Genomic DNA, 26,464 nt, shown 5'->3' with positions numbered 1-26,464 from the left:
GGTCGCGGCCCGAGCCTTCGGACGATCTTTTAGGGCTTACAACGGCAGATGCCGACTCAATAACGCTCGAAGCGCCGCCGGCTTCACTGGTTTCGCCAGGTAATCCAGCCCCGCCGCATGCACCTGCGCCACCGTCTCCGGCCGCCCATCAGCGCTGATCACTACGCCCGGCACCGGCTCGCCCAGGCGGGTTCGCAGCCACGCCATCAGGTCCGTCCCGGTTTCACCATCATCCAGGTGATAATCCACCAGCGCCAACTGCGGTCGTACGCCTTCATTGAGCAGCGCCGCGCATTCTTCACGATTGCGCGCCGTCCACACTTGGCAACCCCACCGGGTCAGCAAACTGTTCATGCCGATCAAGATGCTGTCTTCATTGTCGATACACAGCACCTGGGCCCCGCTGAGCAATTTACCGTTGAGTTCGGCGACCTTGACGGGCATTGCCGTTTGCGTGCGGGCCAACGGCACGCGGACGCTGAACACGCTGCCGCGTCCCGGCCACGATCGTACTTGTAAGGTATGTCCCAGAACGCGGCATAAGCCGTCAGCGATCGCCAGCCCGAGCCCAAGGCCTTTCTCGGCACGCGTCTGGTGACTGTCGAGGCGTTTGAACTCTTCGAAAATCACCTTTTGCTTGTCTTCCGGGATGCCCGGCCCGCGGTCCCACACTTCCAGGCTCAGCTCGCCTTTGTGTCGCCGAACACCTAGCAACACCGGCCCTTTGGCGTAGCGAAAGGCGTTGGTGAGGAAGTTTTGCAGAATTCGCCTCAGCAATTTGCTGTCGCTTTCGACACGCAGCGAACTGCCTCTGACGCGGAATTTCAAACCTTGATCCCGAGCCAGCGCTTTGAATTCCGCACTCAGAATGTCGAAGAGCTCGTTAAGCACAAACGGTTTTGAATCGGGATTTATCTTGCCGTTTTCCAGGCGGGAAATGTCCAGAAGGTCGCTGATCAGGTCTTCGGCCGAACGTAGCGAGGTGTCGAGGTGTTGCACCAGTTTCTGGGCCTCTGCGGACAAGCCGTCGTCCTGATGGGAAAGGGCGGCTGAAAACAGTCGAGCAGCGTTCAGGGGTTGCATCAAGTCATGGCTGACGGCGGCCAGAAACCGGGTTTTCGACTGGTTAGCGGACTCGGCGGTGCCTTTGGCTTCGGTCAGCGCTACGTTCAATTGCGACAGTTCATGAGTACGTTCGGTGACGCGACGCTCCAGGCCTTCATTGGCCTCGGTCAGTGCCTGCTCGGCCTCGCGAAACGCGGTGATGTCGGTGAAGCTCATAACGAATCCGCCACCCGGCATCGGGTTACCGATCAGCTCGATCACCCGCCCATTCGGAAACAGTCTTTCAGACGTGTGGGCGCGGCCCTGGCGCATCCAGTGCAGGCGCCGGGCGACGTGCACTTCGGCTTCCCCTGGGCCGCACAGGCCACGCTCGGCGTTGTGGCGAATGATGTCAGCGATGGGGCGACCGACGCTGATCAAGCCGTCCGGATAGTTGAACAGTTCAAGGTAGCGACGATTCCACGCCACCAGTTTGAGCGACTGGTCGACCACGCTGATGCCTTGGGTAATGTTCTCGATCGCGCCTTGCAGCAATGCGCGGTTGAATTGCAGGACTTCAGAGGCTTCGTCGGCGATTCGCACGACATCCTCGAGCTGCATTTCCCGACCTTCAATGGCCGCCTTCACCACGGCGCGCGTCGATGAAGCGCCCAGTACACCAGCCAGCAAGCGTTCGGTGTGGGCGATCCACTCGCCGTCGGCATTCTGGTTCGGATTGAAGCCTTTGCCTTGGCGATAGGCGAAACGGATGAAGCTCTGACGAGCGCGTTCCTCACCGACAAAGCGTGCCGCGAGTTGCAGCAAGTCGTTTATCTGCACGGCCAGCATGGAGCGTGCGCTTGGGCGTGCGCTGATTTCCTGTCCGATAAAACGACCGGCCTGCCAGTGTTCCGATACTCGCGTGCGCGACAGCACCGAGACCCAGGCGAACAGCGTGAAGTTGGCCGCCAGCGATAACACCACGCCCTGGGTCAGCGGAGTCAGTGGCAGGTTCAGCGGGTTGCTGTGCAGCCACGCCAATCCAGGGAAGGTGTTGAGCGACCAACCCAGGCTGTGGGCGGCAATGGGCAGGATCAGGGTGTAGAACCAGAGAAATGTCCCGGCGGCGAGGCCGGCGAACACACCTCGGCGGTTGGCCTGTTTCCAGTACAGCGCGCCAAGCATGGCCGGGGCCAGTTGGGTCACGGCAGCGAAGGCGATCTGGCCAATGGTCGCCAGGCTCGCGGTAGAGCCCAGCAAGCGATAGCTGACATACGCCAGGAGCAGAATCACCACGATGCTGACGCGGCGCACCGACAGCATCCACTGACGGAATACTTCGAACGGACGCTCGGCGTTGTTGCGGCGCAATAGCCAGGGCAACAGCATGTCGTTGGACACCATGGTCGACAGCGCAACGCTGGCGACGATCACCATGCCGGTCGCGGCCGAGGCGCCACCAATAAACGCCAGGAGCGCCAGCGCAGGGTGGGACTGCGCCAGCGGCAGGCTGATAACGAACGAGTCTGGCAGCACCGAGCTGGGCAGCAACATCTGACCTGCCAGGGCGATGGGTACGACAAACAGAGCCGCGAGTGCCAGGTAGGCGGGAAACACCCATTTCGCCAGGCGCAAGTCCTGAGGCTCGATGTTCTCGACCACGGTCACATGGAATTGCCGGGGCAGGCAGATAATCGCCATCATCGCCACACCGGTTTGAACCACCATGGACGGCCAGTTGATCGTTTCCTTCCAGTATTGCTCCAGCCGCGGGGCAAGCATGGCCTGATTGAACAAGTCGTCAAATCCGTCGTAGAGGCCGTAGGTCACGAATGCACCGACGGCAAGAAAAGCGAAGAGCTTGACCAGCGACTCGAACGCGATCGCCAACACCATGCCCCGGTGGTGCTCCGTGGCATCGAGGTTGCGGGTACCGAACACGATGGTAAACAGCGCAAGCACCAGCGACACGATCAGCGCCGTGTCCTGCGCGCGCACGCCCATCGCGTCAGCACCAGCGCCGATCAACAAATTCACGCCGAGCACGATGCCTTTGAGTTGCAAAGCGATGTAGGGCAAAACGCCGACGAGGCAAATCAGCGCAACGACCACGGCCAGCGACTGGGATTTGCCGTAGCGTGCCGCGATAAAGTCGGCGATGGAGGTGATGTTCTCCTGTTTGCTGATCATCACCATTTTCTGCAGAACCCAGGGGGCGCAGACCAGCAACAGAATCGGCCCGAGATAGATCGGCAGGAATGACCAGAGTTGTTCGGCGGCCTGGCCCACAGCACCGAAAAAAGTCCAGCTGGTGCAGTAAACCGCCAGCGACAGGCTGTACACCCAGGCACGCACGCGCGGTGGCAACGGCGCGGCGCGGCGGTCACCGTAGAAGGCGATAGCGAACATGATGGCCATATAGGCCAGGGCGACGGCGGCGATCAGCCCGCTGGACAGCGACATGAGAACTCCAGACAAAAGACACCCGGGACTCCAGCCCGGTCAGACAGTCTCGCACGATGTCGGGGGTTCGTCAGTGTCGACCAAGGTCGTGGCGTGGCGGGGTGTCGCAGGGTAGACAGGCCGGTAGATTTTCTGCTGTTTTTGCAGGCCTCATCGCGAGCGAGCTCGGCTCCCACAAGGAATGAGTTAACGCTGAAGATACCTGTGGGAGCCGAGCCTGGTCCGGGCGGCTTTCCGACGATGACGTCGTCACTGATCCAGCGCGATCTCGAGCAACGTGTGCAACTCCTCAACCTCCAGCGCCTTCTCGGAAAACAGAATGCGAAACACCGTCGGCGCCGCCACCAGGTTGATCAGCCGGTCAACGCTCGGCTTCGGCACATCGGGGTAGCGATCCAGAATCGTCTGCAACTGCGCGCCAATGATCGTCACACAGTAACCGGGTGTCAGGCTGGATTGAACATCGCGCAGCATGTTGCGACCGGGTTCGGAACTCATCTCGTCCAGATACTGCTCGGCCCACGCCCGCACATCACCGCGCAAGCTGCCGGTGTTGGCGGGCTCGCCATCCGGCTGCATACGCGCCAGGGCAACGTCGGCCAGCAACACGGACAAATCACCCCAGCGTCGATAAATGGTTGACGGGGTAACCCCTGCACGGGCAGCGATCTGCGGCACGGTCACGGTTGAGCGCTCCTGTTCTTCCAGGAGTTCGCGGACCGCCGAGTGAATCGACTCTTGCACCCGGGCGCTGCGGCCGCCGGGGCGTAAACCTTCTTTAATAGCCATGCATCGGACCTTAACACAAAGAATTTGCTTTAAGGGCTGGTCAGTAGCACACTCCGCAAAAGCAAAATATTAGCTTTTGCGGAGACAGTCCATGCCCAGCTCAGCCTCACAAAAGACCAGCCTGTGGTTTCTGGCGTTTACCTTACTCAGTTTTCTGGCGGCATCCACCGCGCCGACGCCCCTCTATCACTTGTACCAGGAACATCTGCAGTTTTCGGCTGCGACGCTGACAGTTATTTTCGGTGTCTACGCCATCAGTTTGCTGGTGGCGCTGCTGACCGTCGGTTCGCTGTCGGACTTCCTCGGACGAAAACCGGTCATTTTCGCCGCGGTTTTGCTGAACATGCTAGCGATGTTGCTGTTTATCAATGCCGACAGTGTTGCGTGGCTGATCGCCGCCAGGGTGCTGCAGGGATTTGCCACCGGGATGGCGACAGCGGTGCTGAGTGCGGCGCTGCTGGACACTGATCGTCAGCAAGGCCCCTTGGTCAATAGCGTTGCGCCACTGCTGGGGATGGCAATGGGTGCAATGGGGTGCGGCTTGCTGGCCGAATTCGCGCCACTGCCGTTGCAGCTCACCTATTGGGTGCTGCTGGCGCTGTTCGTAATGCAGGCCCTGTACGTGTGGCGGCTGCCGGAAAGCGTCAGTCGGCAACCGGGTGCCTTGGCTTCGCTGCGCCCGACCTTGCACGTTCCGACTCAGGCCCGGCGTGCGCTATGGCGAGTGTTGCCCATCGACATCGCCGTGTGGGCGCTGGGTGGTTTTTACGCCTCGCTGGCACCGTCGCTGGTGCGCACCGCCACCGGATCGACTTCGAACCTGATCGGTGGTGCAACGGTCGCCGCATTGACGGTCACGGGCGCCCTGATGATCTACACCTTGCGTAACCGTCCTGCCGACAAGGTTCTGCAGTTGGGCGCCAGCCTGTTGCCGGTGGGCGTCGCTTTGATCTTGATCGCCGTACACAGTGCGAGCCTGTCGCTGTTTTTTGTGGGGACGCTGGTGGCGGGTTGTGGCTTCGGCGCTGGTTTTCTGGGGGCATTGCGCAGTGTCGTGCCGCTGGCACTGCCCCATGAACGAGCGGGGTTGATGTCGGCGTTTTATGTGCTCAGTTATCTGGCGTTCTGCTTGCCATCGTTGTTGGCGGGCAACCTGACGCGGACCTTCGGTCTGGTGGCAACCACTGATGGGTATGGCGCTGTGCTGATTATTCTGTCGGTGGGCGCACTGCTCACGTTAATGCGCCAGCGCTCGTATATCTGTAAAACAGATAACAGTTAGAGATATTACCCGTTATATAGATATTCGATTCGGTTCTACCATGGCTTCCACCTCACCAGAGGACAGGAGACCGCCATGACATGCACCCAGGCCAAAACCGGCATCAAACCTTTCAGCCACCTTCAACACCCGCGCGAAGTGATTCGCCAATTCACCCCGAACTGGTTCGCCGCCACCATGGGTACCGGCGTTCTGGCGTTAGCGTTGGCGCAGGTCCCTGTGGCCATCCCCGGCTTGCACACCCTCGCCGAAGCGCTGTGGCTGTTCAATATTTTTCTGTTCGTGCTGTTCACCGCCCTCTACGCGGCGCGCTGGACATTGTTCTTCGATGAGGCACGGCGGATCTTCGGGCATTCAACGGTATCGATGTTCTTCGGCACCATTCCCATGGGGCTGGCAACGATCATTAACGGTTTTCTGGTGTTCGGCCTGCCGCGATGGGGCGATGGCGTGATTCAAATCGCCGAGGTGTTGTGGTGGCTGGATGTGGCGATGTCCCTGGCGTGCGGCGTGTTGATCCCTTACATGATGTTCACGCGCCAGGAACACAGCATTGACCAGATGACGGCGGTCTGGCTGTTGCCGGTGGTCGCTGCGGAAGTTGCGGCGGCCAGCGGGGGCTTGCTCGCACCGCATCTGGTCGACGCCCATTCGCAGCTGGTGATGCTGGTGACCAGCTACGTCCTTTGGGCGTTTTCCCTGCCGGTAGCCTTCAGCATTCTGACGATCCTGTTGCTGCGCATGGCGCTGCATAAATTGCCCCACGAAAACATGGCCGCTTCGAGCTGGCTCGCGCTGGGTCCCATTGGCACGGGAGCGCTCGGGATGTTGCTGCTGGGCGCCGATGCACCGGCGATTTTCGCAGCCAACGGTTTGCCGGGTATCGGTGAAGTCGCTGCCGGGCTGGGGCTGGTAGCGGGCATTACGCTTTGGGGATTCGGTCTGTGGTGGATGCTGATAGCCGTGCTGATCACCGTCCGTTACCTGCGGGCCGGTATTCCTTTCAATCTGGGCTGGTGGGGCTTTACCTTTCCGCTGGGCGTGTATTCGCTGGCGACGTTGAAACTGGCTAGCACTTTGAATCTGGCGTTCTTCGAGGTTTTCGGATGCGTGCTGGTGGGCTTGCTGACGCTCATGTGGCTGATCGTCAGCAAACGTACGGTGCGGGGAGCCTGGCGAGGGGAGTTGTTTGTCTCGCCTTGTATCGCAGGATTGAAGAAATAACCGGCGAAGATTAGGTAATGTGTGGCCTGGATCGAGCTTCGGCATTCCAATGTCTGTATCCACGCCACTCTTTACTGCAAAAGGGACACACGGAAGATGAGCCACCCCTCACAGTTCACCTTGCTTCGCACCCGACGTTTCCTGCCTTTTTTTGTGACCCAGTCGCTTGGGGCGTTCAACGACAACATCTTCAAGCAGTCACTGATCCTCGCCATTCTCTACAAACTGACCATCGACGGTGATCGTTCGATTTGGGTCAATCTCTGTGCATTACTGTTCATCCTCCCGTTCTTCCTGTTTTCGGCGCTGGCTGGTCAGTTCGGCGAGAAATTCGCCAAGGACGCATTGATCCGTCTGATCAAACTTGGGGAAATCGCCATCATGGCGGTCGGTGCAGTCGGGTTCATGTTCGATCATCTGTCGCTGATGCTGGTGGCGCTGTTCGCCATGGGCACTCATTCGGCGCTGTTCGGGCCGGTGAAGTACTCGATACTGCCCCAGGCCTTGCGTGAGGAAGAACTGGTCGGCGGCAATGGACTGGTCGAGATGGGAACATTCCTGGCGATCCTCGCCGGAACCATCGGCGCCGGCATCATGATGTCGTCCTCTCATTACGCTCCCATCGTTTCTACCGCGATTATTGGCATCGCCGTACTCGGCTATCTCGCCAGCCGCAGCATTCCTCGCGCGGCAGCCTCAACGCCGAACATGCGCCTGAACTGGAACATTTTCAGTGAATCCTGGGCCACCTTGAAGCTTGGCCTCGGGCAGACGCCAGCGGTGTCGCGCTCCATTGTCGGTAACTCGTGGTTCTGGTTCGTCGGGGCGATTTATCTGACGCAGATCCCGGCGTATGCCAAGGAATGGATGCACGGCGACGAAACCGTGGTGACCCTGATTTTGACGGTGTTCTCGGTGGGTATCGCGCTCGGTTCGATGCTCTGCGAGAAGCTCTCGGGCCGTAAGGTGGAGATCGGCCTGGTGCCGTTCGGCTCGTTCGGCCTGACGGTTTTCGGTCTGCTGTTATGGTGGCATTCCGGTGGAATCCCGGACAGCGTCGCGGGCCACGGCTGGATCGAAGTGCTGGGGTTCGGGCACACCTGGCTGGTGCTGTTCGACATTCTCGGTCTGGGTGTATTCGGCGGTTTCTACATCGTGCCGCTTTACGCTTTGATCCAGTCCCGTACTGCCGAGAACGAAAGGGCGCGCGTGATAGCCGCCAACAATATTCTCAACGCGCTGTTCATGGTGGTCTCGGCGATTGTGTCCATCGTGCTGCTGAGCATGGCCAAGCTGTCGATCCCCCAGCTGTTCCTGGTGGTGTCACTGCTGAACATCGGCGTGAATGCCTACATTTTCAGCATTGTTCCCGAGTTCACCATGCGTTTCATGATCTGGCTGCTGAGCCACTCCATGTACCGGGTCGAGCACCGAAATCTGCAGCTGATTCCCGACGAAGGCGCCGCGTTGCTGGTCTGCAACCATGTGTCGTTCGTCGATGCGTTGCTCATTGGCGGTGCGGTGCGTCGGCCGATTCGCTTTGTGATGTATTACAAGATCTACAACCTGCCGGTGCTGAACTTTATCTTCCGCACGGCGGGTACGATCCCGATCGCGGGGCGTCAGGAAGACATTCAGATCTACGAAAAGGCTTTCAAGCGGATCGCTCAATACCTCAAAGATGGTGAGTTGGTGTGTATCTTTCCCGAGGGCAAGCTGACTACGGATGGCGAGATCAACGAGTTCAGGGGCGGGTTGACGCGGATTCTCGAAGAGACACCGGTGCCGGTGATTCCGTTGGCGTTGCAGGGGTTGTGGGGGAGTTTTTTCAGCCGCGATCCGGACAAAGGTGTGTTTCGTCGGCTGTGGTCGCGGGTGACGCTGGTCGCTGGGCCGGCAGTGCCGGTTGAAGCTGCGGAACCAGCCAAATTGCAAGGCCTGGTGGGGGCATTACGCGGCGCTGTGCGCTGATTCATTCTTACGCGGGCCGCCCTGCACGCGTGCCCGCTGGGGGATTCAGCCCGCCATCGCCAACCGGTTGCGTCCCTCGCGCTTGGCCACGTACAGCGCACTGTCGGCGCGGCGCAACAGGCTTTCGGCCGACTCGCCAGGCAACAAGGTTGAACAACCAAGGCTGACCGTCAGTTCGACCGACTTGCCGTCGGCCGAATACTCTTTGGCCTGCGTCGCAAATCGCAGTCGTTCGCCCACCAGGGCTGCGGCTTCACGCCCGGTGTTGGACAGCAGGATCAAAAACTCTTCACCGCCGAAACGGAACACCATGTCTACGTTGCGCAGTTGGCTTTTGATCGCGGCGGCGACGGCTTTGAGGACCTCATCACCGGCACTGTGACCATGGTCGTCATTGATGCGTTTGAAGTGATCGATGTCCAGCATCAACAGCGATAAAGGCTGCAGGTGACGGCGCGACATGTCGATTTCCCGTTGCAACGTCTGGTCCATGGCGATGCGGTTACCGGTATCAGTCAGCGGATCGCGTAACGCGCTTTGGGTGGCGGCCCGATAAAGCAAAGTGTTGCGCATCGGGAACAGCAGTGCAGACAACAGGGACTCGAGATGGCCCTGTTCCTGATCGCTGAAACGCTGGTTGCGGCGAAAAACCAATTCTCCCAGATGCTCACCTTCATGGCTGAGGCTGTAACTGATCGAATGGTGACCGCGCTGGCCGAATTCCAGGCGCAGATCGGTGGCCTTGTGTTCGTAGCTCAAGGCGTCGAGCGGTACCAATCGTTGAATTTCGCGGAAAAAGAGACCGAGTATGCGTTGCGGCTCAAGGCTGGTCTGAAGTTGCAGGCAGAGCTGTTGACGCAACTGCGCAAGGCTGACCGGTCTTTCCAGAATAGGGGGCTGCTGTCCAAAGCCCAGGCGTTGCAATTTCGCGCTATCGAAGTCAATCGCGTTGGTCTGGGATGGTGATTTCATATGGCATGCGCCCCTAAGCAGCAAGACAGTCTTACAAGCTGGGTGAGAGCGGCGTTGGGCAGCGCATCATACTGGTCCATCAGTCCCGTAGGACGTTTGAATCAAGTCTAGTCCGCTTTTGGCGACGATTATTAACCTATCGACTTACGCATCGCCCGATGTGCCTTCACTCGGCGTGTCTGAGCAAAATTAGAGCGAAAGTCGTGCCATTCAGTTCAGTCGATTTAAAAGCTTTTGAAATCAATAGGCTGAGAATTTGACAGGGCAGTTTTGGCGAATTAGGTGACGGTTGTTTGACGAAGAACTCGTGCATTTGCGACGGCTGTTACGCACCGCGACGGGAAGCCGCCGCGATACGTAGGGCGACGCACGGTGTTACTGGGCGTTGAATGCCTGACCGTTGACGCCAGTGCTGTCCGGCCCCATCAGGTAGAGGTAGACCGGCATGATCTCCTCGGGTGTCGGGTTGTTCAGCGGATTTTCACCAGGGTAAGCCTGGGCGCGCATGCTGGTGCGGGTTGCGCCGGGGTTGATGCTGTTGGAACGCATCGGGGCGACGGTATCGACCTCGTCAGCGAGGGTTTGCATCAGGCCTTCGGTGGCGAACTTGGAGACGCCATAAGCCCCCCAATACGCCCGGCCTTTACGTCCTACACTGCTGGACGTGAACACCACCGATGCATCCGCAGACAGCTTGAGCAGTGGCAAGAGGGTGCTGGTGAGCATGAACATGGCGTTGACGTTGACGTGCATGACACGCATGAAATTTTCGCCGGACAACTGTTCGATCGGCGTACGCGGACCAATGATCGACGCGTTGTGCAGCAAGCCATCGAGGTGACCGAATTCGGTTTCGATCATCGCTGCCAGCTCATCGTATTGATGGGGCAGGGCGGTTTCGAGGTTGAACGGGATCACGGCCGGTTGCGCATGGCCGGCGGCTTCGATTTCGTCGTAGACCTGAGTCAGGTTGGCTTCCGTCTTACCCAGCAGCAACACGGTGGCGCCGTGAGCGGCGTAGGTTTTTGCAGCTGCAGCGCCGATGCCACGGCCAGCGCCGGTGACCAGAATCACCCGGCCTTTGAGCAGGTCGGGACGGGCGGAATAATCAAACATAAAAAACCTCAACAAATCAGAATGCGGGCAGTTGCGATCGGAGCGCGATCCCTGTGGGAGCCTGGCTTGCCAGCGATGACGTTTATAAGTTCGCTATCGCCGGCAAGCCGTGCTCCTGTAAAAAAGGTCGGTTTAGCAGCTGCAAAGAGCGCTATCCAGCACCTTGCGCAACTCCAGCGGATGATCAACTACCACATCTGCGCCCCAGTGCCGCGGGTTGTCGTCTGGATGGATGTAGCCATAGGTCACGGCAGCCGTTTTGGTGCCGGCATCGCGCCCGGACTCGATATCGCGCAGGTCGTCACCCACAAACAACACGCTCGCCGGATCCAGGTCGAGCATCTTGCAGGCGAGGATCAGCGGTTCCGGATCCGGCTTGCTGTTCTTCACGTGGTCAGGGCAGATCAACAACGCCGAACGCTCGGCCAAACCCAGTTGCTGCATGATCGGCTCGGCGAACCGCAGGGGCTTGTTGGTGACCACTCCCCAGATCAAGTTGGCTTTTTCGATATCGGCCAGCAGTTCACCCATGCCGTCGAACAATTTGCTGTGAACGGCACACCCTTTGACGTAGCGATCCAGGAACTCCAGGCGCAGCTCCTCGAAGCCAGGCGATTCCGGGTCCATGGAAAAGGTCACTGCGACCATCGCCTTGGCGCCACCGGAAATCTCGTCGCGAATGTGTTTGTCGTTCATCGGCGGCATGCCGCGGTCGGCACGCATCGCCTGACAAATGGCGATAAAGTCCGGCGCGGTGTCGAGCAGCGTGCCGTCCATGTCAAAAAGGACTGCTCTGATACGCATCGGCTTACTCCTCGCGCAGGGTCTGGATCATGTAGTTGACGTCCACATCGGAGGCCAGTTTGTAGTGCTTGGTCAGCGGGTTGTAAGTCAGCCCGATGATGTCCTTGACGGTCAGGCCGGCCATGCGGCTCCAGGCACCGAGCTCCGAAGGGCGGATGAATTTCTTGAAATCATGGGTGCCGCGCGGCAGCAGCTTCATGATGTATTCAGCGCCAACAATGGCGAACAGATAGGCTTTCGGATTGCGGTTGATCGTGGAGAAGAACACCTGGCCGCCCGGCTTGACCATCTTGTAGCAAGCGCGGATCACGGAGGACGGATCCGGCACGTGTTCGAGCATTTCCAGGCAAGTGACCACGTCGAACTGCTCGGGCATTTCTTCCGCCAAGGCTTCGGCGGTGATCTGCCGGTACTCGACCGTCACACCCGACTCCAGTTGGTGCAGCTGCGCCACCGCCAGCGGCGCTTCGCCCATGTCGATGCCCATGACGGTCGCGCCGCGCTGGGCCATGGCCTCGCTCAGAATGCCGCCGCCGCAACCGACGTCGAGGACTTTCTTGCCAGCCAGTTGTACCCGTTCGTCAATCCAGTTGACCCGCAGCGGGTTGATATCGTGCAGGGGTTTGAACTCGCTCTCGCGGTCCCACCAGCGATGGGCCAGGGCTTCGAATTTGGCGATTTCGGCGTAGTCGACGTTGCTCATGGTTCAGTCCTCTAAAACTTGAAAAATCCTGTTGCCCCGGCAGGTGCCCCGGGGTGCTTACGATTCGGTATGGCCGCTGATCCGTTGGCCCCAGGCCTTGGCGGTAGCGCACAACTGTTCTTCATCCAGACGGGTCAAGCGACGGTCGTCGAGCAGTTGCTTGCCGGCCACCCATAGGTGTTTTACGCAATCGCGGCCGGTGGCATATATAAGCTGTGAAACCGGGTCATAGACGGGTTGCTGGGCCAGGCCGGACAGGTCAAAGGCGACAATGTCCGCGGCCTTGCCGACTTCCAGCGATCCTACCTCGGCCTCGATCCCCATTGACCGGGCGCCGTTCAACGTGGCCATGCGCAATGCGCGGTGCGCGTCGAGTGCGGTGGCAGAGCCTGCGACGGCTTTGGCCAGCAACGCGGCGGTGCGGGTTTCGCCCAGCAAATCCAGATCATTGTTACTGGCGGCGCCATCGGTGCCGATGGCCACATTGACGCCGGCCTGCCACAGACGCTCGACCGGGCAAAAGCCGCTGGCCAGTTTCAGGTTCGACTCCGGGCAGTGAATAACGTTGGTGTTGCTTTCTACCAGCAATGCCAGGTCGTCTTCGCTGATCTGAGTCATGTGCACCGCCTGGAAGCGCGGTCCCAGCAAGCCCAGGCGGCCGAGACGAGCAAGCGGACGTTCACCGGTCTGGTCGACCGCCTGTTGCACTTCGAATGCAGTCTCGTGGACGTGCATGTGAATCGAAGCGTCCAGTTCTTCAGCGATCACCCGGATCTTCTCCAGGTTTTCGTCGCACACGGTGTAGGGCGCATGCGGGCCGAAGGTGATCCTGATGCGTTCGTGGTGCTTGAGGTCGCCGAACAATTCCACGCCCTGACGAATGGCTTCATCCGCCGTGCTGGCGCCTGGAATGGGAAAGTCGAGGATCGGAATCGCGATTTGTGCGCGAATGCCACTGTTGTGCACGCGCTCGCTGGCAACCTTCGGGAAGAAGTACATGTCAGAGAAACAGGTAATACCGCCTTTGATCTGCTCGGCGATCGCCAGGTCGGTACCGTCACGCACGAACGCTTCGTCGACCCACTTGGCTTCAGCCGGCCAGATGTGGTTTTCCAGCCAGGTCATCAGTGGCAGGTCGTCAGCCAGGCCGCGGAACAGTGTCATTGCCGCATGACCGTGCGCATTGATCAGGCCGGGGCAGACCAGCATGTCCGGCAGTTCGCGCACTTCGGTCGCATCAAGCTTGAGTGCGGTGGCGCGTGGGCCGATAAAAACGATGCGCCCGTCGCGGATGCCAAGGGCGTGCTCCTTGAGGACAACGCCTGCGGGTTCGACAGGTACCAACCAGGTCGGCAGCAGCAACAGGTCGAGCGCAGCGGCAGTGTTCGGCATCGAAGATCGGTTCCAGTGCTTTTGTAAAGGATGGCGAAGTATACCCGAGCGTCTTCGCCGGGGGCTCGCTATAATCGGCGGCTTTGTTACTGAGTACGGGGTGTGGGATGCGCGATCGACTGTTGGCTGCGGAGAAGGTAAAGGCCATCGATTGGCGTGATGGCGCCCTGTACCTGCTGGATCAGCGCGTATTACCGTTCGAGGAAACCTGGATTGCCTGCACCAGCGCCGCCGGTGTGGCCGAGGCCATTCGCTCGATGGTGGTGCGGGGTGCTCCGGCCATTGGCATCAGCGTCGCCTACGGCATGGTACTGGCAGCCCGCGCCCGGTTTGCCGAAGGAGGCGACTGGCAGGCGGCGCTGGAAGCTGATTTCGCACTGCTGGCGGACTCCCGGCCAACGGCGGTCAATCTGTTCTGGGCGCTGGGCCGCATGCGCGATCGCCTGGAGCGCCTGAAGAATCACGCCGATCCACTGGCAGTGCTGGAAGCCGAGGCAATCGCCATTCATGAAAGCGATCGGGAAGCCAACCTGACCATGGCGCAGCTGGGCGTGGACCTGATTCGCAAGCATCAGGGCAACGCTCAGGCGATTCTGACTCACTGCAACACCGGCGCGCTGGCCACTGGCGGCTTCGGCACCGCATTGGGGGTGATTCGCGGGGCGTTCATCGAAGGTATGGTCGAGCGCGTGTACGCCGATGAAACCCGCCCATGGCTTCAAGGCTCGCGCTTGACCGCGTGGGAGTTGGCCAACGAAGGCATTCCCGTCACGGTCAATGCCGACTCTGCTGCAGCCCACATCATGAAAACCAAGGGCATTACCTGGGTGATCGTGGGCGCCGACCGGATCACCGCCAATGGCGACGTGGCCAACAAGATCGGTACCTATCAGCTGGCAGTAAACGCCATGCACCACGGCGTGCGCTTCATGGTCGTGGCCCCGAGTTCAACCATCGACATGAACCTGGCCAGTGGCGACGACATTCCCATTGAAGAGCGCGATGGCCGCGAGTTGCTGGAAGTGGGCGGCAAGCGCGTCGGTGCGGACGTGGATGCGTTCAATCCGGTATTCGACGTGACCCCTGCGGACCTGATCGATGTCATCGTCACCGAAAAAGGCATCGTCGAGCGGCCAGACACCGCGAAAATGGCGCAGTTGATGTGCCGCAAGCGTCTGCATTGATTTCCGTAGCGTCTGAAAGGACTTCATCGCCAGCAGGCTGGCTCCCACAGGGTTTGTGATCGACTTAGATCTAATGTGGGAGCCAGCCTGCTGGCGATTGGGGGCTGAAAGTCAATAAACAACCTTAATTCGGTCGCCAATTCGGCATTCGCAGTAGCTCTAAGCTTCTCTGATCCCCTTCAAGCCTGTCACCGGTCAACTAACTATGCTCCATGCGCATCAGAGGGATAGGTGCGTGGCGGCTCTTGTGATAACATCCGGCGTTTTCCGAGGCAGTCCCGCGGGGTTGTCTTTACTGCGCAAATCCATGGCACAACTCGTTGATTTGTCGTAAGTCGGTGTATGGCACTCCAGCCTGCAGCGGCGAGCTTCGTTCGTCCCATATGGATGTGACGAGGTTTCACCAGAAAAAGGAATCAGGCTTCTCATGGGCGAACTGGCCAAAGAAATCCTCCCGGTCAATATCGAAGACGAGCTGAAGCAGTCCTACCTCGACTACGCAATGAGCGTAATTGTCGGGCGGGCACTGCCGGATGCGCGCGATGGCTTGAAGCCCGTGCACCGGCGTGTGCTGTTCGCGATGAGCGAGCTGGGCAACGACTTCAACAAGCCGTACAAGAAATCTGCCCGTGTTGTCGGTGACGTGATCGGTAAGTATCACCCGCACGGTGATACCGCGGTGTACGACACCATCGTTCGTATGGCGCAGCCTTTCTCGCTGCGTTACCTGCTGGTAGACGGGCAGGGCAACTTCGGTTCGGTGGACGGCGACAACGCTGCGGCCATGCGATACACCGAAGTGCGCATGACCAAGCTGGCGCACGAGCTGCTGGCTGACCTGCACAAAGAAACCGTGGACTGGGTGCCGAACTACGACGGCACTGAAATGATCCCGGCGGTCATGCCGACCCGTATTCCCAACCTGTTGGTCAACGGCTCCAGCGGCATCGCCGTGGGCATGGCCACCAACATCCCGCCGCACAACCTCGGTGAAGTCATCGATGGTTGCCTGGCACTCATCGACAACCCCGAGTTGACCATCGATGAGCTGATGCAATACATCCCCGGTCCGGACTTCCCGACCGCTGCGATCATCAACGGTCGTGCCGGCATCATTGAAGCCTACCGTACCGGTCGCGGCCGCATTTACATGCGCGCCCGCTCGACGATCGAAGACATCGACAAGGTCGGTGGTCGTCAGCAGATCGTCATCACCGAACTCCCTTACCAGCTGAACAAGGCCCGTCTGATCGAGAAGATCGCCGAGCTGGTCAAAGAGAAGAAGCTGGAAGGCATCACTGAATTGCGCGACGAGTCCGACAAGGACGGTATGCGCGTCGTGATCGAACTGCGTCGTGGCGAAGTGCCTGAGGTGATCCTCAACAACCTCTACGCCCAGACCCAGCTGCAAGCGGTGTTCGGCATCAACATCGTTGCGCTGATCGACGGCCGTCCGCGGATCCTGAACCTCAAGGACCTGCTGGAAGCCTTCGTTCGCCACCGTCGTGAAGTGGTGACCCGTCGTACCGTGTTCGAACTGCGTAAGGCGCGCGAACGGGGTCACATCCTTGAAGGTCAAGCGGTCGCCCTGTCGAACATTGATCCGGTCATTGCCCTGATCAAGGCTTCGCCGACGCCGTCGGAAGCCAAGGAAGCGCTGATCAAGACTGCGTGGGAATCTTCCGCTGTGGTCGCGATGGTCGAGCGCGCTGGTGCCGACTCTTGCCGTCCAGAGACCCTGGACCCGCAATACGGTCTGCGCGAAGGCAAGTACTTCCTGTCGCCAGAGCAGGCGCAAGCCATTCTCGAACTGCGTCTGCACCGCCTGACCGGTCTGGAACACGAGAAGCTGCTGGCCGAGTATCAAGAGATCCTCAACCAGATCGGCGAGCTGATCCGCATCCTCAACAGCGCCACGCGCCTGATGGAAGTGATCCGCGAAGAGCTGGAAGTGATTCGCGCCGAATACGGCGATGTGCGCCGCACCGAAATTCTTGATGCCCGTCTCGACCTGACCCTGGGTGACATGATCCCGGAAGAAGAGCGCGTCGTGACCATCTCCCACGGTGGCTATGCCAAGACCCAGCCATTGGCTGCGTACCAGGCTCAGCGTCGTGGCGGTAAAGGCAAGTCGGCGACCGGCGTCAAGGATGAGGACTACATCGCTCACCTGCTGGTCGCCAACAGTCACACCACGCTCTTGCTGTTCTCCAGCAAAGGCAAGGTGTACTGGCTGAAAACCTACGAAATCCCGGAAGCCTCCCGCGCTGCCCGTGGTCGTCCGCTGGTCAACCTGCTGCCGCTGGACAGTGATGAATACATCACCACCATGCTGCCGGTCGAGGAGTACACCGAAGGTCACTTCATCTTCATGGCCACCGCCAAAGGCACCGTGAAGAAGACCCCGCTGGAATCCTTCAGCCGTCAACGCAGCGTCGGTCTGATCGCGCTGGAGCTGGACGAAGGTGACGTACTGATTTCTGCCGCCATTACCGATGGCGAGCGCGAAGTCATGCTGTTCTCCGACGGCGGTAAAGTGACTCGCTTCAAGGAAACCGACGTTCGCGCCATGGGCCGTACTGCTCGCGGTGTTCGCGGCATGCGTCTGCCAGAAGGCCAGAAGCTGATTTCCATGCTGATCCCCGAAGAAGGCAGCGAAATCCTCACCGCTTCGGCGCGTGGTTATGGCAAGCGCACGGCGATCAGCGAGTTCCCTGAGTACAAGCGTGGCGGTCAGGGCGTTATCGCCATGGTCAGCAACGACCGTAACGGCCGTCTGGTCGGTGCAGTCCAGGTGCTTGATGGCGAGGAGATCATGCTGATTTCCGACCAGGGCACTCTGGTTCGTACCCGTGTCGACGAAGTGTCGAGCCTGGGCCGTAATACTCAGGGCGTGACCCTGATCAAGTTGGCCAGCGATGAAACGCTGGTTGGTCTGGAGCGGGTTCAGGAACCGTCGGAAGTTGAAGGCGAAGAGCTGGAAGACGGTGAAGAGGGTGAAGAGGGTGCAGTGTTCGACGGTGATGTCGTGATCGACGACAACGTTGCCGAAGACCAGCAACTCGACGCCGCAGCCGACGAAGAACCGCAGGAATAAGCGGACAAGCAGGGGGCGGATGAGAATTCGCCCCCTTGTTGTTTGTCCGAACGGAAATATCGACACCCACGAAGATCTTGTGTGAAACGGCTTTTGTGGGAGCCGGGCTTGCCCGCGATGCAGACGCCGCGGTGCGTCTTCAGTGCCGAGGTGATGCAATCGCAGCGGTGCGGCGATCCGACAAGCCAGCTCTCACAAAACTTGCTCCAGCCGAGATCGGTGTCGATTGATGTTGTGATTTATTGCGTGATTACCACCAAATCAGAGCGAGATTGGATGTGAGCAAGAGAGCCTATAACTTCTGTGCCGGTCCTGCGGCGCTTCCCGAAGCTGTCCTGAAGCGCGCTCAGGGTGAACTCCTTGATTGGCACGGCAAGGGCCTGTCGGTCATGGAAATGAGCCATCGCAGCGATGAGTTCGTGTCCATTGCCACCAAGGCCGAGCAGGATCTGCGTGATCTGCTCAATATCCCCTCCAATTATAAAGTGCTGTTCCTGCAGGGCGGTGCCAGCCAGCAATTTGCTCAGATCCCTCTGAACCTGTTGCCGGAAGATGGTACGGCCGACTATATCGATACCGGTATCTGGTCGCAGAAAGCCATCGAAGAAGCGTCGCGCTACGGTCACGTCAGTGTTGCCGGTACCGCCAAGCCCTACGACTATTTTGCAATTCCCGGTCAGAACGAATGGAAGCTGTCGAAAGACGCGGCCTACGTTCACTACGCGCCGAACGAAACCATCGGCGGCCTGGAATTCCAGTGGGTCCCGGAAACCGGTGACGTCCCGCTGGTCGCCGACATGTCCTCGGACATCCTTTCGCGTCCAATCGATGTGTCGCGCTTCGGCATGATCTACGCCGGCGCACAGAAGAACATCGGCCCTAGCGGCATCGTGGTTAACATCGTTCGCGAAGACCTGCTGGGTCGCGCCCGTTCCCTGTGCCCGACCATGCTCGATTACAAGGTCGCGGCCGATAACGGCTCGATGTACAACACCCCGCCAACCCTGGCCTGGTACTTGTCCGGTCTGGTATTCGAGTGGCTGAAAGAGCAGGGTGGTGTTGAAGCCATCGGCAAGCTCAATGAAGTGAAGCAGCGCACGCTGTACGAATTCATCGACGCCAGCGGCCTGTACAGCAACCCGATCAACAAGTCGGACCGCTCGTGGATGAACGTGCCGTTCCGCCTGGCGGACGACCGTCTGGACAAGCCGTTCCTGGCCGGTGCCGAAGCGCGTGGCCTGTTGAACCTCAAGGGTCACCGTTCCGTAGGCGGCATGCGCGCCTCCATCTATAACGCCGTGGACATCGTTGCGGTCAACGCACTGATTTCGTACATGGCAGAGTTCGAGAAGGAACACGGCTAATGTCTGAGCAAGAACTCAAGGCACTGCGCGTTCGCATTGATGCTCTGGACACCAAGGTCCTGGAGCTGATCAGTGAGCGCGCGCGCTGCGCCCAGGAAGTTGCGCGGGTAAAGATGGCCTCGCTGGCCGAAGGCGAAGTGCCGGTGTTCTATCGTCCCGAGCGTGAAGCTCAGGTGCTCAAACGAGTGATGGAGCGCAACCAGGGGCCGCTGGGCAACGAAGAGATGGCGCGGCTGTTCCGCGAAATCATGTCTTCGTGCCTGGCACTCGAGCAGCCGCTGAAAGTGGCTTACCTCGGCCCGGAAGGTACCTTTACTCAAGCGGCGGCCATGAAGCACTTTGGCCACGCAGTGATCAGCAAGCCGATGGCAGCAATCGACGAAGTCTTCCGTGAAGTCGCGGCGGGTGCGGTGAATTTTGGCGTGGTTCCGGTGGAAAACTCCACCGAAGGCGCGGTCAACCACACCCTCGACAGCTTCCTTGAACATGACATGGTCATTTGTGGCGAAGTCGAGCTGCGGATTCACCATCACCTGCTGGTGGGCGAAAACACCAAGACCGACAGCATCAGCCGCATCTATTCCCATGCCCAGTCACTGGCCCAGTGCCGCAAGTGGCTGGACGCCCATTATCCGAATGTCGAGCGTGTGGCGGTTTCCAGCAACGCCGAAGCGGCCAAGCGGGTCAAGGGTGAGTGGAATTCGGCAGCGATTGCCGGCGACATGGCGGCCAGTCTTTACGGGTTGACCCGTCTGGCCGAGAAAATCGAGGATCGCCCGGATAACTCCACGCGATTCCTGATGATCGGCAGCCAGGAAGTGCCGCCGACCGGCGACGACAAGACTTCGATCATTGTCTCCATGAGCAACAAGCCCGGCGCGCTTCACGAGTTGCTGGTGCCTTTCCACGACAATGGCATCGACCTGACTCGCATCGAGACGCGTCCTTCGCGCAGCGGTAAATGGACCTACGTGTTCTTTATCGACTTCGTCGGCCACCACCGCGATCCATTGATCAAAGGTGTATTGGAAAAGATCAGTCAGGAAGCGGTAGCACTCAAAGTGCTCGGTTCCTACCCGAAAGCAGTTCTTTAAGGGCGACAGCAAAATGAGTGGTGACTTCCTCGCTCTGGCACAGCCGGGCGTGCAACAACTTTCGCCTTACGTCCCGGGCAAACCCGTGGACGAACTGGCGCGTGAGCTGGATATCGATCCGGCCAGCATCGTCAAACTGGCGAGTAACGAAAATCCGCTGGGTGCCAGTCCCAAGGCTCTGGCTGCGATTCGTGAAGAGCTGGCCGAGCTGACCCGTTATCCGGACGGCAACGGTTTTGCGCTTAAAACCCTGCTGGCCGAGCAGTGCCGCGTCGAGCTGAATCAAGTGACGCTGGGTAACGGTTCCAACGACATTCTGGAGCTGGTCGCCCGCGCCTATCTGGCGCCCGGCTTGAACGCAGTGTTCAGTGAGCACGCGTTCGCGGTGTATCCAATCGTGACCCAGGCGGTGGGTGCTGATGCGCGTGTGATTCCGGCTAAAGAATGGGGGCATGACCTTTCGACCATGCTCGCGGCAATCGACGCCAACACCCGCGTGATCTTTATCGCCAACCCGAACAATCCAACCGGGACCTGGTTCGGTGCCGAAGCACTGGACGAGTTCCTGCAGGATGTACCGGAGCACGTCCTGGTGGTGCTGGACGAGGCGTACATCGAATACGCCGAAGGCAGTGACCTGCCGGACGGTCTGGACTATCTGGCGGCTTACCCGAACCTGCTGGTTTCGCGCACATTCTCCAAAGCTTATGGCCTGGCAGCGCTGCGCGTGGGTTATGGCTTGTCTACCGCCGTGGTGGCAGACGTGCTGAACCGTGTGCGACAACCCTTTAACGTCAACAGTCTGGCCCTGGCTGCTGCCTGTGCCGCGCTGCAAGATACCGATTACCTGGCTGAAAGCCGTCGTCTGAACGAAGCGGGCATGCAGCAACTGGAAGCGGGCTTCCGCGAACTGGGACTGAGCTGGATTGAGTCCAAAGGTAACTTCATCTGCGTCGACCTGGGGCGTGTCGCTGCTCCGGTGTTCCAGGGCTTGCTGCGCGAGGGCGTGATCGTGCGTCCGGTGGCGAACTACGGAATGCCCAACCACCTGCGCATCACCATCGGCCTGCCGGCGGAAAACAGCCGCTTCCTCGAGGCGCTGACCAAGGTTCTGGCTCGTGGTTGATGTCACTGCACTGCAATCTGCTGAACCTATGATCGGTCGCCTGGTGGTGGTCGGTCTGGGATTGATCGGCGGTTCGTTTGCCAAGGGTTTGCGTGAAAGTGGTGTTTGTCGGGAAGTGGTCGGTGTCGATCTCGATCCGCAATCGCGCAAGCTGGCGGTTGAGTTGGGTGTGGTGGATCGCTGTGAAGAAGACCTGGCCGTTGCATGCCAGGGCGCAGACGTCATTCAGTTGGCCGTGCCGATCCTGGCCATGGAAAAAATGCTCGGCCGTTTGGCGGGTATGGACCTGGGGCAAGCGATTCTTACGGACGTCGGCAGTGCCAAGGGCAACGTCGTGCGCGCGGCCACCGAAGCGTTTGGCGGCATGCCGGCGCGCTTCGTTCCGGGACATCCGATTGCCGGTTCCGAGCAGAGCGGGGTGGAAGCCTCCAATGCCGACTTGTTCCGTCGCCATAAAGTGATTCTGACGCCGCTGGAGCAAACCGATCCGGCAGCCCTGGCAGTGGTCGACCGGTTGTGGCGCGCACTGGGTGCCGATGTCGAGCACATGCAGGTCGAGCGCCACGATGAAGTGCTGGCGGCGACCAGCCATTTGCCGCACTTGCTGGCGTTCGGTTTGGTCGATTCGTTGGCCAAGCGCAATGAAAATCTTGAGATCTTCCGTTACGCTGCCGGCGGTTTCCGCGATTTCACAAGAATCGCCGGAAGCGATCCGGTGATGTGGCACGACATCTTCCTCGCCAACCGCGAAGCTGTCCTGCGCACACTCGATACATTTCGCAGCGACCTCGACGCCTTGCGCGACGCGGTCGATGCAGGGGATGGGCACCAATTGTTGGGCGTCTTCACTCGCGCCCGGGTTGCTCGCGAACATTTCAGTAAAATCCTGGCCCGCCGGGCTTATGTGGACGCTATGAACTCCAACGACCTGATTTTCCTGGGACAACCTGGTGGCCGCCTGACTGGGCGGATTCGTGTACCGGGTGACAAATCGATTTCCCACCGCTCGATCATGCTGGGTTCCCTGGCCGAAGGCGTCACTGAAGTCGAAGGCTTCCTTGAGGGCGAAGACGCGCTGGCGACCTTGCAAGCGTTCCGCGACATGGGCGTCGTGATCGAAGGTCCGCACCACGGTCGCGTGACTATCCATGGCGTCGGGCTGCATGGCCTGAAGCCTGCGCCGGGCCCGATCTATCTGGGCAACTCCGGCACGTCGATGCGTCTGCTGTCCGGCCTTTTGGCTGCGCAGAACTTCGACAGCACCCTGACCGGTGATGCCTCGCTGTCCAAGCGCCCGATGAACCGAGTGGCCAACCCGCTGCGGGAAATGGGTGCGGTCATCGAGACTGCTGCTGAAGGTCGTCCACCGATGGTCATTCGCGGTGGCAACAAGCTTAAAGGCGTGACTTACACCATGCCGATGGCCAGCGCCCAGGTGAAATCCTGCCTGCTGCTGGCGGGTCTGTATGCCGAGGGCAAGACTACCGTCACCGAGCCGGCGCCAACCCGCGACCATACCGAACGCATGCTGCGTGGCTTCGGTTATCCGGTGACCGTCGACGGCGCTACGGCGTCGGTCGAGTCCGGTCATAAGCTCACCGCGACCCACATTGAAGTACCGGGCGACATCTCGTCGTCGGCGTTCTTCCTGGTGGCGGCTTCGATTGCTGAAGGTTCGGAGCTGGTGCTCGAGCACGTCGGCATCAACCCGACGCGTACCGGCGTGATCGATATTCTTCGCCTGATGGGCGCTGATATCACCCTGGAAAACGAGCGTGAAGTCGGTGGCGAACCTGTGGCTGACCTGTGCGTTCGTGCAGCTAAACTGAAAGGTATCGAGATTCCGGAAGAGCTGGTTCCGCTGGCGATCGACGAATTCCCGGTATTGTTCGTCGCTGCTGCTTGCGCCGAAGGCCGTACCATCCTGCGTGGCGCCGAAGAGCTGCGCGTCAAGGAATCGGACCGTATCCAGGTGATGGCGGATGGTTTGCTGGCGCTTGGTGTCAAATGCGAACCGACCCCGGACGGCATCATTATTGATGGCGGCCTGATCGGCGGCGGCGAAGTGCACGGTCACGGCGATCACCGGATTGCCATGGCATTCAGCGTTGCTTCGCTGCGAGCTACCGCGCCGATCCGCATCCATGATTGTGCGAACGTCGCGACGTCGTTTCCCAACTTCCTCGCGCTATGCGCTCAGGTCGGCATCCGCGTTGCTCAAGAGGCTCAGTCGTGAACATCAAGCCACCGGTCATCACCATCGACGGCCCAAGCGGGTCAGGCAAAGGCACTATTGCCGGTATTCTGGCCAAGCGTCTTGGCTGGTGCCTGCTGGACTCCGGTGCGTTGTACCGTTTGCTGGCATTCGCCGCCCGCAATCATGGTGTTGACCTGACGAACGAAGAGTCGTTGAAGCTGTTGGCGGCTCATCTGGACGTGCAGTTCGTCGGCGCGACGGAAGGTCATCCGCAACGAATCATCCTCGAAGGTGATGACGTCACTGATGATTTGCGCAATGAGCAGGTCGGCGCGTGGGCCTCGCAAGTGGCCGCGTTGCCGGCTGTGCGCGACGCTTTACTGCAGCGCCAGCGGGCGTTTCAGGAGGCTCCGGGCCTGGTGGCCGATGGGCGCGACATGGGCACCGTGGTTTTTCCGGATGCGCCGCTGAAGATATTCCTCACTGCCAGTGCCGAGGAGCGTGCGCGCCGTCGATACTTGCAGTTGAAGGGCAAAGTCGATGGTGTTAGTCTGTCGAGTCTGCTAGATGAGATACGTGTCCGCGATGAGCGTGACACCCAGCGAGCGGTAGCCCCGCTCAAGCCGGCGGCTGACGCCATACAGCTGGATTCCACGGAATTATCCATCGATCAGGTGCTGGAACGCATCATGAGTGAGATCGCCATTCGCGATATCGCCGGGTGACCAAGAAGCCTCGCAGGGGACCAGTCATAGTCCTGCGTTGTTTCTTTAAATGAACATAACCCACGTCGTCTGGGATGTGGAGATGGGCGTATCCTTCGCCCTTATTCAACAGGAATTAAAATGAGCGAAAGCTTTGCGGAACTCTTTGAAGAAAGCCTAAAAACCCTGAACCTTCAGGCAGGCTCCATCATCACCGGTGTTATCGTTGATATCGATTACCAAGCTCGCTGGGTAACCGTTCACGCTGGCCTGAAGTCTGAAGCACTCATCCCGCTTGAGCAGTTCTACAACGACGCTGGCGATCTGACTATCAATGTCGGTGACGAAGTTCACGTTGCTCTGGACTCGGTTGAAGACGGCTTTGGTGAAACCAAGCTGTCCCGTGAAAAAGCCAAGCGCGCTGAATGCTGGATTGTTCTGGAAGCAGCCTTCGCAGCCGAAGAAGTGGTCAAGGGCGTTATCAACGGTAAGGTTAAAGGCGGCTTCACAGTCGACGTTAACGGCATCCGTGCGTTCCTGCCAGGTTCTCTGGTTGACGTTCGTCCAGTGCGCGACACCACGCACCTGGAAGGCAAAGAGCTGGAATTCAAGGTCATCAAACTCGACCAGAAACGCAACAACGTTGTCGTTTCCCGTCGTAGCGTCCTCGAAGCCGAGAACTCCGCTGAGCGTGAAGCTCTGCTGGAATCCCTGCAGGAAGGTCAACAAGTCAAAGGTATCGTCAAAAACCTCACCGATTACGGCGCATTCGTCGATCTGGGTGGCGTCGATGGCCTGCTGCACATTACCGACATGGCTTGGAAGCGTATCAAGCATCCTTCCGAAATCGTCAACGTTGGCGACGAGATCGATGTCAAGGTTCTGAAATACGATCGCGAACGCAATCGTGTTTCCCTGGGCCTGAAGCAACTGGGCGAAGATCCATGGGTTGCTATCAAAGCCCGTTACCCAGAAAGCACTCGCGTTACCGCTCGTGTAACCAACCTGACCGACTACGGCTGCTTCGCTGAGCTGGAAGAAGGCGTTGAAGGTCTGGTACACGTTTCCGAAATGGACTGGACCAACAAGAACATCCACCCTTCGAAAGTCGTACAAGTCGGCGACGAAGTGGAAGTTATGGTTCTGGACATCGACGAAGAGCGTCGTCGTATCTCCCTCGGCATCAAGCAGTGCAAATCTAACCCATGGGAAGATTTCTCTGGCCAGTTCAACAAGGGCGATAAAATCTCCGGCACCATCAAGTCGATCACCGATTTCGGTATCTTCATTGGTCTGGACGGCGGCATCGACGGTCTGGTTCACCTGTCCGACATCTCCTGGAACGAAGTGGGCGAAGAAGCCGTTCGCCGCTTCAAGAAGGGCGACGAGCTGGACACCGTTATCCTGTCGGTTGACCCAGAGCGCGAGCGTATCTCCCTGGGTATCAAGCAACTGGAAAGCGATCCGTTCTCCGAGTACGTTCAAGAGAACGACAAAGGCGCAATCGTTAAAGGCATCGTGAAAGAAGTTGACGCTAAAGGCGCCATCATCACTCTGGCCGACGATATCGAAGCGACTCTGAAAGCCTCCGAAATCAGCCGTGACCGCGTTGAAGACGCGCGCAACGTTCTGAAAGAAGGCCAGGAAGTAGAAGCCAAGATCATCAGCGTTGACCGCAAGAGCCGTGTAATCCAGCTCTCCATCAAGTCGAAAGACGATGCTGAAGAGAAAGAAGCAATCCAGAGCCTGCGCGACAAGCCAGCGACTTCGGAACCTGCTGCTGGTCCTACCACTCTGGGCGACCTGTTGCGTGCACAAATGGAAAAACAGAACTAAGTTCTGTCAGACCATAGAAAAAGGGCGACTTCGGTCGCCCTTTTTTGTGCCCGGAATTTGGCAAAGACACCCATGGTCGTGAATCAATCAAACACCGAGCAC

General features: G+C 59.3%; 18 protein-coding genes. 11 read left to right on the top strand and 7 right to left on the bottom strand.

What is annotated here, in order from left to right:
* Window positions 1–36: 36 nt before the first annotated feature.
* Both H7698_RS03525 and H7698_RS03520 read right to left on the bottom strand, forming a co-directional pair.
* Window positions 37–3,507: a hybrid sensor histidine kinase/response regulator gene (locus H7698_RS03525; RefSeq protein WP_194690603.1), complete on the bottom strand. Its 3,471-nt coding sequence runs from the start codon at window positions 3,505–3,507 to the stop codon at window positions 37–39.
* 249 nt (window positions 3,508–3,756) lie between these two features.
* Window positions 3,757–4,296: a TetR/AcrR family transcriptional regulator gene (locus tag H7698_RS03520; RefSeq protein ID WP_162436096.1), complete on the bottom strand. Its 540-nt coding sequence runs from the start codon at window positions 4,294–4,296 to the stop codon at window positions 3,757–3,759.
* 91 nt (window positions 4,297–4,387) lie between these two features.
* On the opposite strand from H7698_RS03520, the gene H7698_RS03515 reads away from it, so the two are divergent.
* The 3 genes from H7698_RS03515 (at window position 4,388) to H7698_RS03505 (ending at window position 8,773) form a co-directional block, all read left to right on the top strand.
* On the top strand, window positions 4,388–5,578 hold the full coding sequence (locus H7698_RS03515; protein WP_194690602.1) for an MFS transporter: 1,191 nt from the start codon (window positions 4,388–4,390) through the stop codon (window positions 5,576–5,578).
* Window positions 5,579–5,653: 75 nt separating this feature from the next.
* A complete protein-coding gene (locus tag H7698_RS03510; RefSeq protein WP_194690601.1) occupies window positions 5,654–6,802 on the top strand; it encodes a TDT family transporter in 1,149 nt (382 codons plus the stop codon).
* 96 nt (window positions 6,803–6,898) lie between these two features.
* Window positions 6,899–8,773 carry an MFS transporter gene (locus H7698_RS03505; RefSeq protein ID WP_194690600.1) on the top strand — a complete coding sequence of 625 codons (1,875 nt, stop codon included), beginning with the start codon at window positions 6,899–6,901 and terminating at the stop codon, window positions 8,771–8,773.
* Between the two features lie 45 nt (window positions 8,774–8,818).
* On the opposite strand, the gene H7698_RS03500 is transcribed toward H7698_RS03505, so the two are convergent.
* The 5 genes from H7698_RS03500 to H7698_RS03480 all read right to left on the bottom strand — a co-directional run bounded on the left by H7698_RS03500 (window position 8,819) and on the right by H7698_RS03480 (window position 13,760).
* Complete coding sequence (locus H7698_RS03500) at window positions 8,819–9,745, bottom strand: GGDEF domain-containing protein (RefSeq protein ID WP_194690599.1); 927 nt, start codon at window positions 9,743–9,745, stop codon at window positions 8,819–8,821.
* A 375-nt stretch (window positions 9,746–10,120) separates the two neighbouring features.
* On the bottom strand, window positions 10,121–10,861 hold the full coding sequence (locus H7698_RS03495) for a YciK family oxidoreductase (protein ID WP_162436101.1): 741 nt from the start codon (window positions 10,859–10,861) through the stop codon (window positions 10,121–10,123).
* Between the two features lie 132 nt (window positions 10,862–10,993).
* On the bottom strand, window positions 10,994–11,665 hold the full coding sequence (gene mupP, locus H7698_RS03490; protein ID WP_162436102.1) for an N-acetylmuramic acid 6-phosphate phosphatase MupP: 672 nt from the start codon (window positions 11,663–11,665) through the stop codon (window positions 10,994–10,996).
* A 4-nt stretch (window positions 11,666–11,669) separates the two neighbouring features.
* A complete protein-coding gene (ubiG, locus tag H7698_RS03485; protein WP_162436103.1) occupies window positions 11,670–12,368 on the bottom strand; it encodes a bifunctional 2-polyprenyl-6-hydroxyphenol methylase/3-demethylubiquinol 3-O-methyltransferase UbiG in 699 nt (232 codons plus the stop codon).
* A 57-nt stretch (window positions 12,369–12,425) separates the two neighbouring features.
* Window positions 12,426–13,760 carry a TRZ/ATZ family hydrolase gene (locus tag H7698_RS03480; RefSeq protein WP_194690598.1) on the bottom strand — a complete coding sequence of 445 codons (1,335 nt, stop codon included), beginning with the start codon at window positions 13,758–13,760 and terminating at the stop codon, window positions 12,426–12,428.
* Between the two features lie 107 nt (window positions 13,761–13,867).
* Here H7698_RS03480 and mtnA point away from each other — a divergent pair, with 107 nt between their 5' ends.
* The 8 genes from mtnA (at window position 13,868) to rpsA (ending at window position 26,362) form a co-directional block, all read left to right on the top strand.
* Window positions 13,868–14,944 (top strand): S-methyl-5-thioribose-1-phosphate isomerase, encoded by a 1,077-nt coding sequence (mtnA, locus tag H7698_RS03475; protein ID WP_162436105.1) that lies wholly within the window; start codon window positions 13,868–13,870, stop codon window positions 14,942–14,944.
* A 427-nt stretch (window positions 14,945–15,371) separates the two neighbouring features.
* Complete coding sequence (gene gyrA, locus H7698_RS03470; protein ID WP_194690597.1) at window positions 15,372–18,041, top strand: DNA gyrase subunit A; 2,670 nt, start codon at window positions 15,372–15,374, stop codon at window positions 18,039–18,041.
* A 278-nt stretch (window positions 18,042–18,319) separates the two neighbouring features.
* Window positions 18,320–19,405: a 3-phosphoserine/phosphohydroxythreonine transaminase gene (gene serC, locus H7698_RS03465; protein WP_194690596.1), complete on the top strand. Its 1,086-nt coding sequence runs from the start codon at window positions 18,320–18,322 to the stop codon at window positions 19,403–19,405.
* The gene (gene pheA / locus H7698_RS03460; protein ID WP_162436108.1) at window positions 19,405–20,499 is read left to right on the top strand and encodes a prephenate dehydratase; all 1,095 of its coding nucleotides are present in this window, start codon (window positions 19,405–19,407) and stop codon (window positions 20,497–20,499) included. Before serC ends, pheA begins: the two co-directional genes overlap by 1 nt.
* A gap of 13 nt (window positions 20,500–20,512) precedes the next feature.
* Complete coding sequence (gene hisC / locus H7698_RS03455; RefSeq protein WP_194690595.1) at window positions 20,513–21,625, top strand: histidinol-phosphate transaminase; 1,113 nt, start codon at window positions 20,513–20,515, stop codon at window positions 21,623–21,625.
* A gap of 28 nt (window positions 21,626–21,653) precedes the next feature.
* A complete protein-coding gene (locus H7698_RS03450) occupies window positions 21,654–23,861 on the top strand; it encodes a bifunctional prephenate dehydrogenase/3-phosphoshikimate 1-carboxyvinyltransferase (RefSeq protein WP_235992719.1) in 2,208 nt (735 codons plus the stop codon).
* A complete protein-coding gene (gene cmk / locus H7698_RS03445; RefSeq protein ID WP_084322379.1) occupies window positions 23,858–24,547 on the top strand; it encodes a (d)CMP kinase in 690 nt (229 codons plus the stop codon). Before H7698_RS03450 ends, cmk begins: the two co-directional genes overlap by 4 nt.
* Window positions 24,548–24,667: 120 nt before the next feature.
* Entirely contained in the window at window positions 24,668–26,362 is a 1,695-nt protein-coding gene (gene rpsA, locus H7698_RS03440) for a 30S ribosomal protein S1 (RefSeq protein WP_162436111.1), read from the top strand.
* Window positions 26,363–26,464 lie beyond the last annotated feature (102 nt).

The sequence above is a fragment of the Pseudomonas sp. p50(2008) genome, from assembly GCF_015351605.1.
Lineage (GTDB): Bacteria > Pseudomonadota > Gammaproteobacteria > Pseudomonadales > Pseudomonadaceae > Aquipseudomonas.
This window is presented reverse-complemented; position numbering and strand designations above follow the sequence as displayed.

Coding starts and splice junctions, on each gene's coding strand:
- H7698_RS03495 (WP_162436101.1), bottom strand. CDS start 10,861: ATGTTTGATTATTCCGCCCGTCCCGACCTGCTCAAAGGCCGGGTGATT.
- mupP (WP_162436102.1), bottom strand. CDS start 11,665: ATGCGTATCAGAGCAGTCCTTTTTGACATGGACGGCACGCTGCTCGAC.
- H7698_RS03520 (WP_162436096.1), bottom strand. CDS start 4,296: ATGGCTATTAAAGAAGGTTTACGCCCCGGCGGCCGCAGCGCCCGGGTG.
- H7698_RS03505 (WP_194690600.1), top strand. CDS start 6,899: ATGAGCCACCCCTCACAGTTCACCTTGCTTCGCACCCGACGTTTCCTG.
- H7698_RS03515 (WP_194690602.1), top strand. CDS start 4,388: ATGCCCAGCTCAGCCTCACAAAAGACCAGCCTGTGGTTTCTGGCGTTT.
- pheA (WP_162436108.1), top strand. CDS start 19,405: ATGTCTGAGCAAGAACTCAAGGCACTGCGCGTTCGCATTGATGCTCTG.
- H7698_RS03480 (WP_194690598.1), bottom strand. CDS start 13,760: ATGCCGAACACTGCCGCTGCGCTCGACCTGTTGCTGCTGCCGACCTGG.
- H7698_RS03525 (WP_194690603.1), bottom strand. CDS start 3,507: ATGTCGCTGTCCAGCGGGCTGATCGCCGCCGTCGCCCTGGCCTATATG.
- H7698_RS03450 (WP_235992719.1), top strand. CDS start 21,654: ATGATCGGTCGCCTGGTGGTGGTCGGTCTGGGATTGATCGGCGGTTCG.
- ubiG (WP_162436103.1), bottom strand. CDS start 12,368: ATGAGCAACGTCGACTACGCCGAAATCGCCAAATTCGAAGCCCTGGCC.
- mtnA (WP_162436105.1), top strand. CDS start 13,868: ATGCGCGATCGACTGTTGGCTGCGGAGAAGGTAAAGGCCATCGATTGG.
- hisC (WP_194690595.1), top strand. CDS start 20,513: ATGAGTGGTGACTTCCTCGCTCTGGCACAGCCGGGCGTGCAACAACTT.
- H7698_RS03500 (WP_194690599.1), bottom strand. CDS start 9,745: ATGAAATCACCATCCCAGACCAACGCGATTGACTTCGATAGCGCGAAA.
- gyrA (WP_194690597.1), top strand. CDS start 15,372: ATGGGCGAACTGGCCAAAGAAATCCTCCCGGTCAATATCGAAGACGAG.
- rpsA (WP_162436111.1), top strand. CDS start 24,668: ATGAGCGAAAGCTTTGCGGAACTCTTTGAAGAAAGCCTAAAAACCCTG.
- H7698_RS03510 (WP_194690601.1), top strand. CDS start 5,654: ATGACATGCACCCAGGCCAAAACCGGCATCAAACCTTTCAGCCACCTT.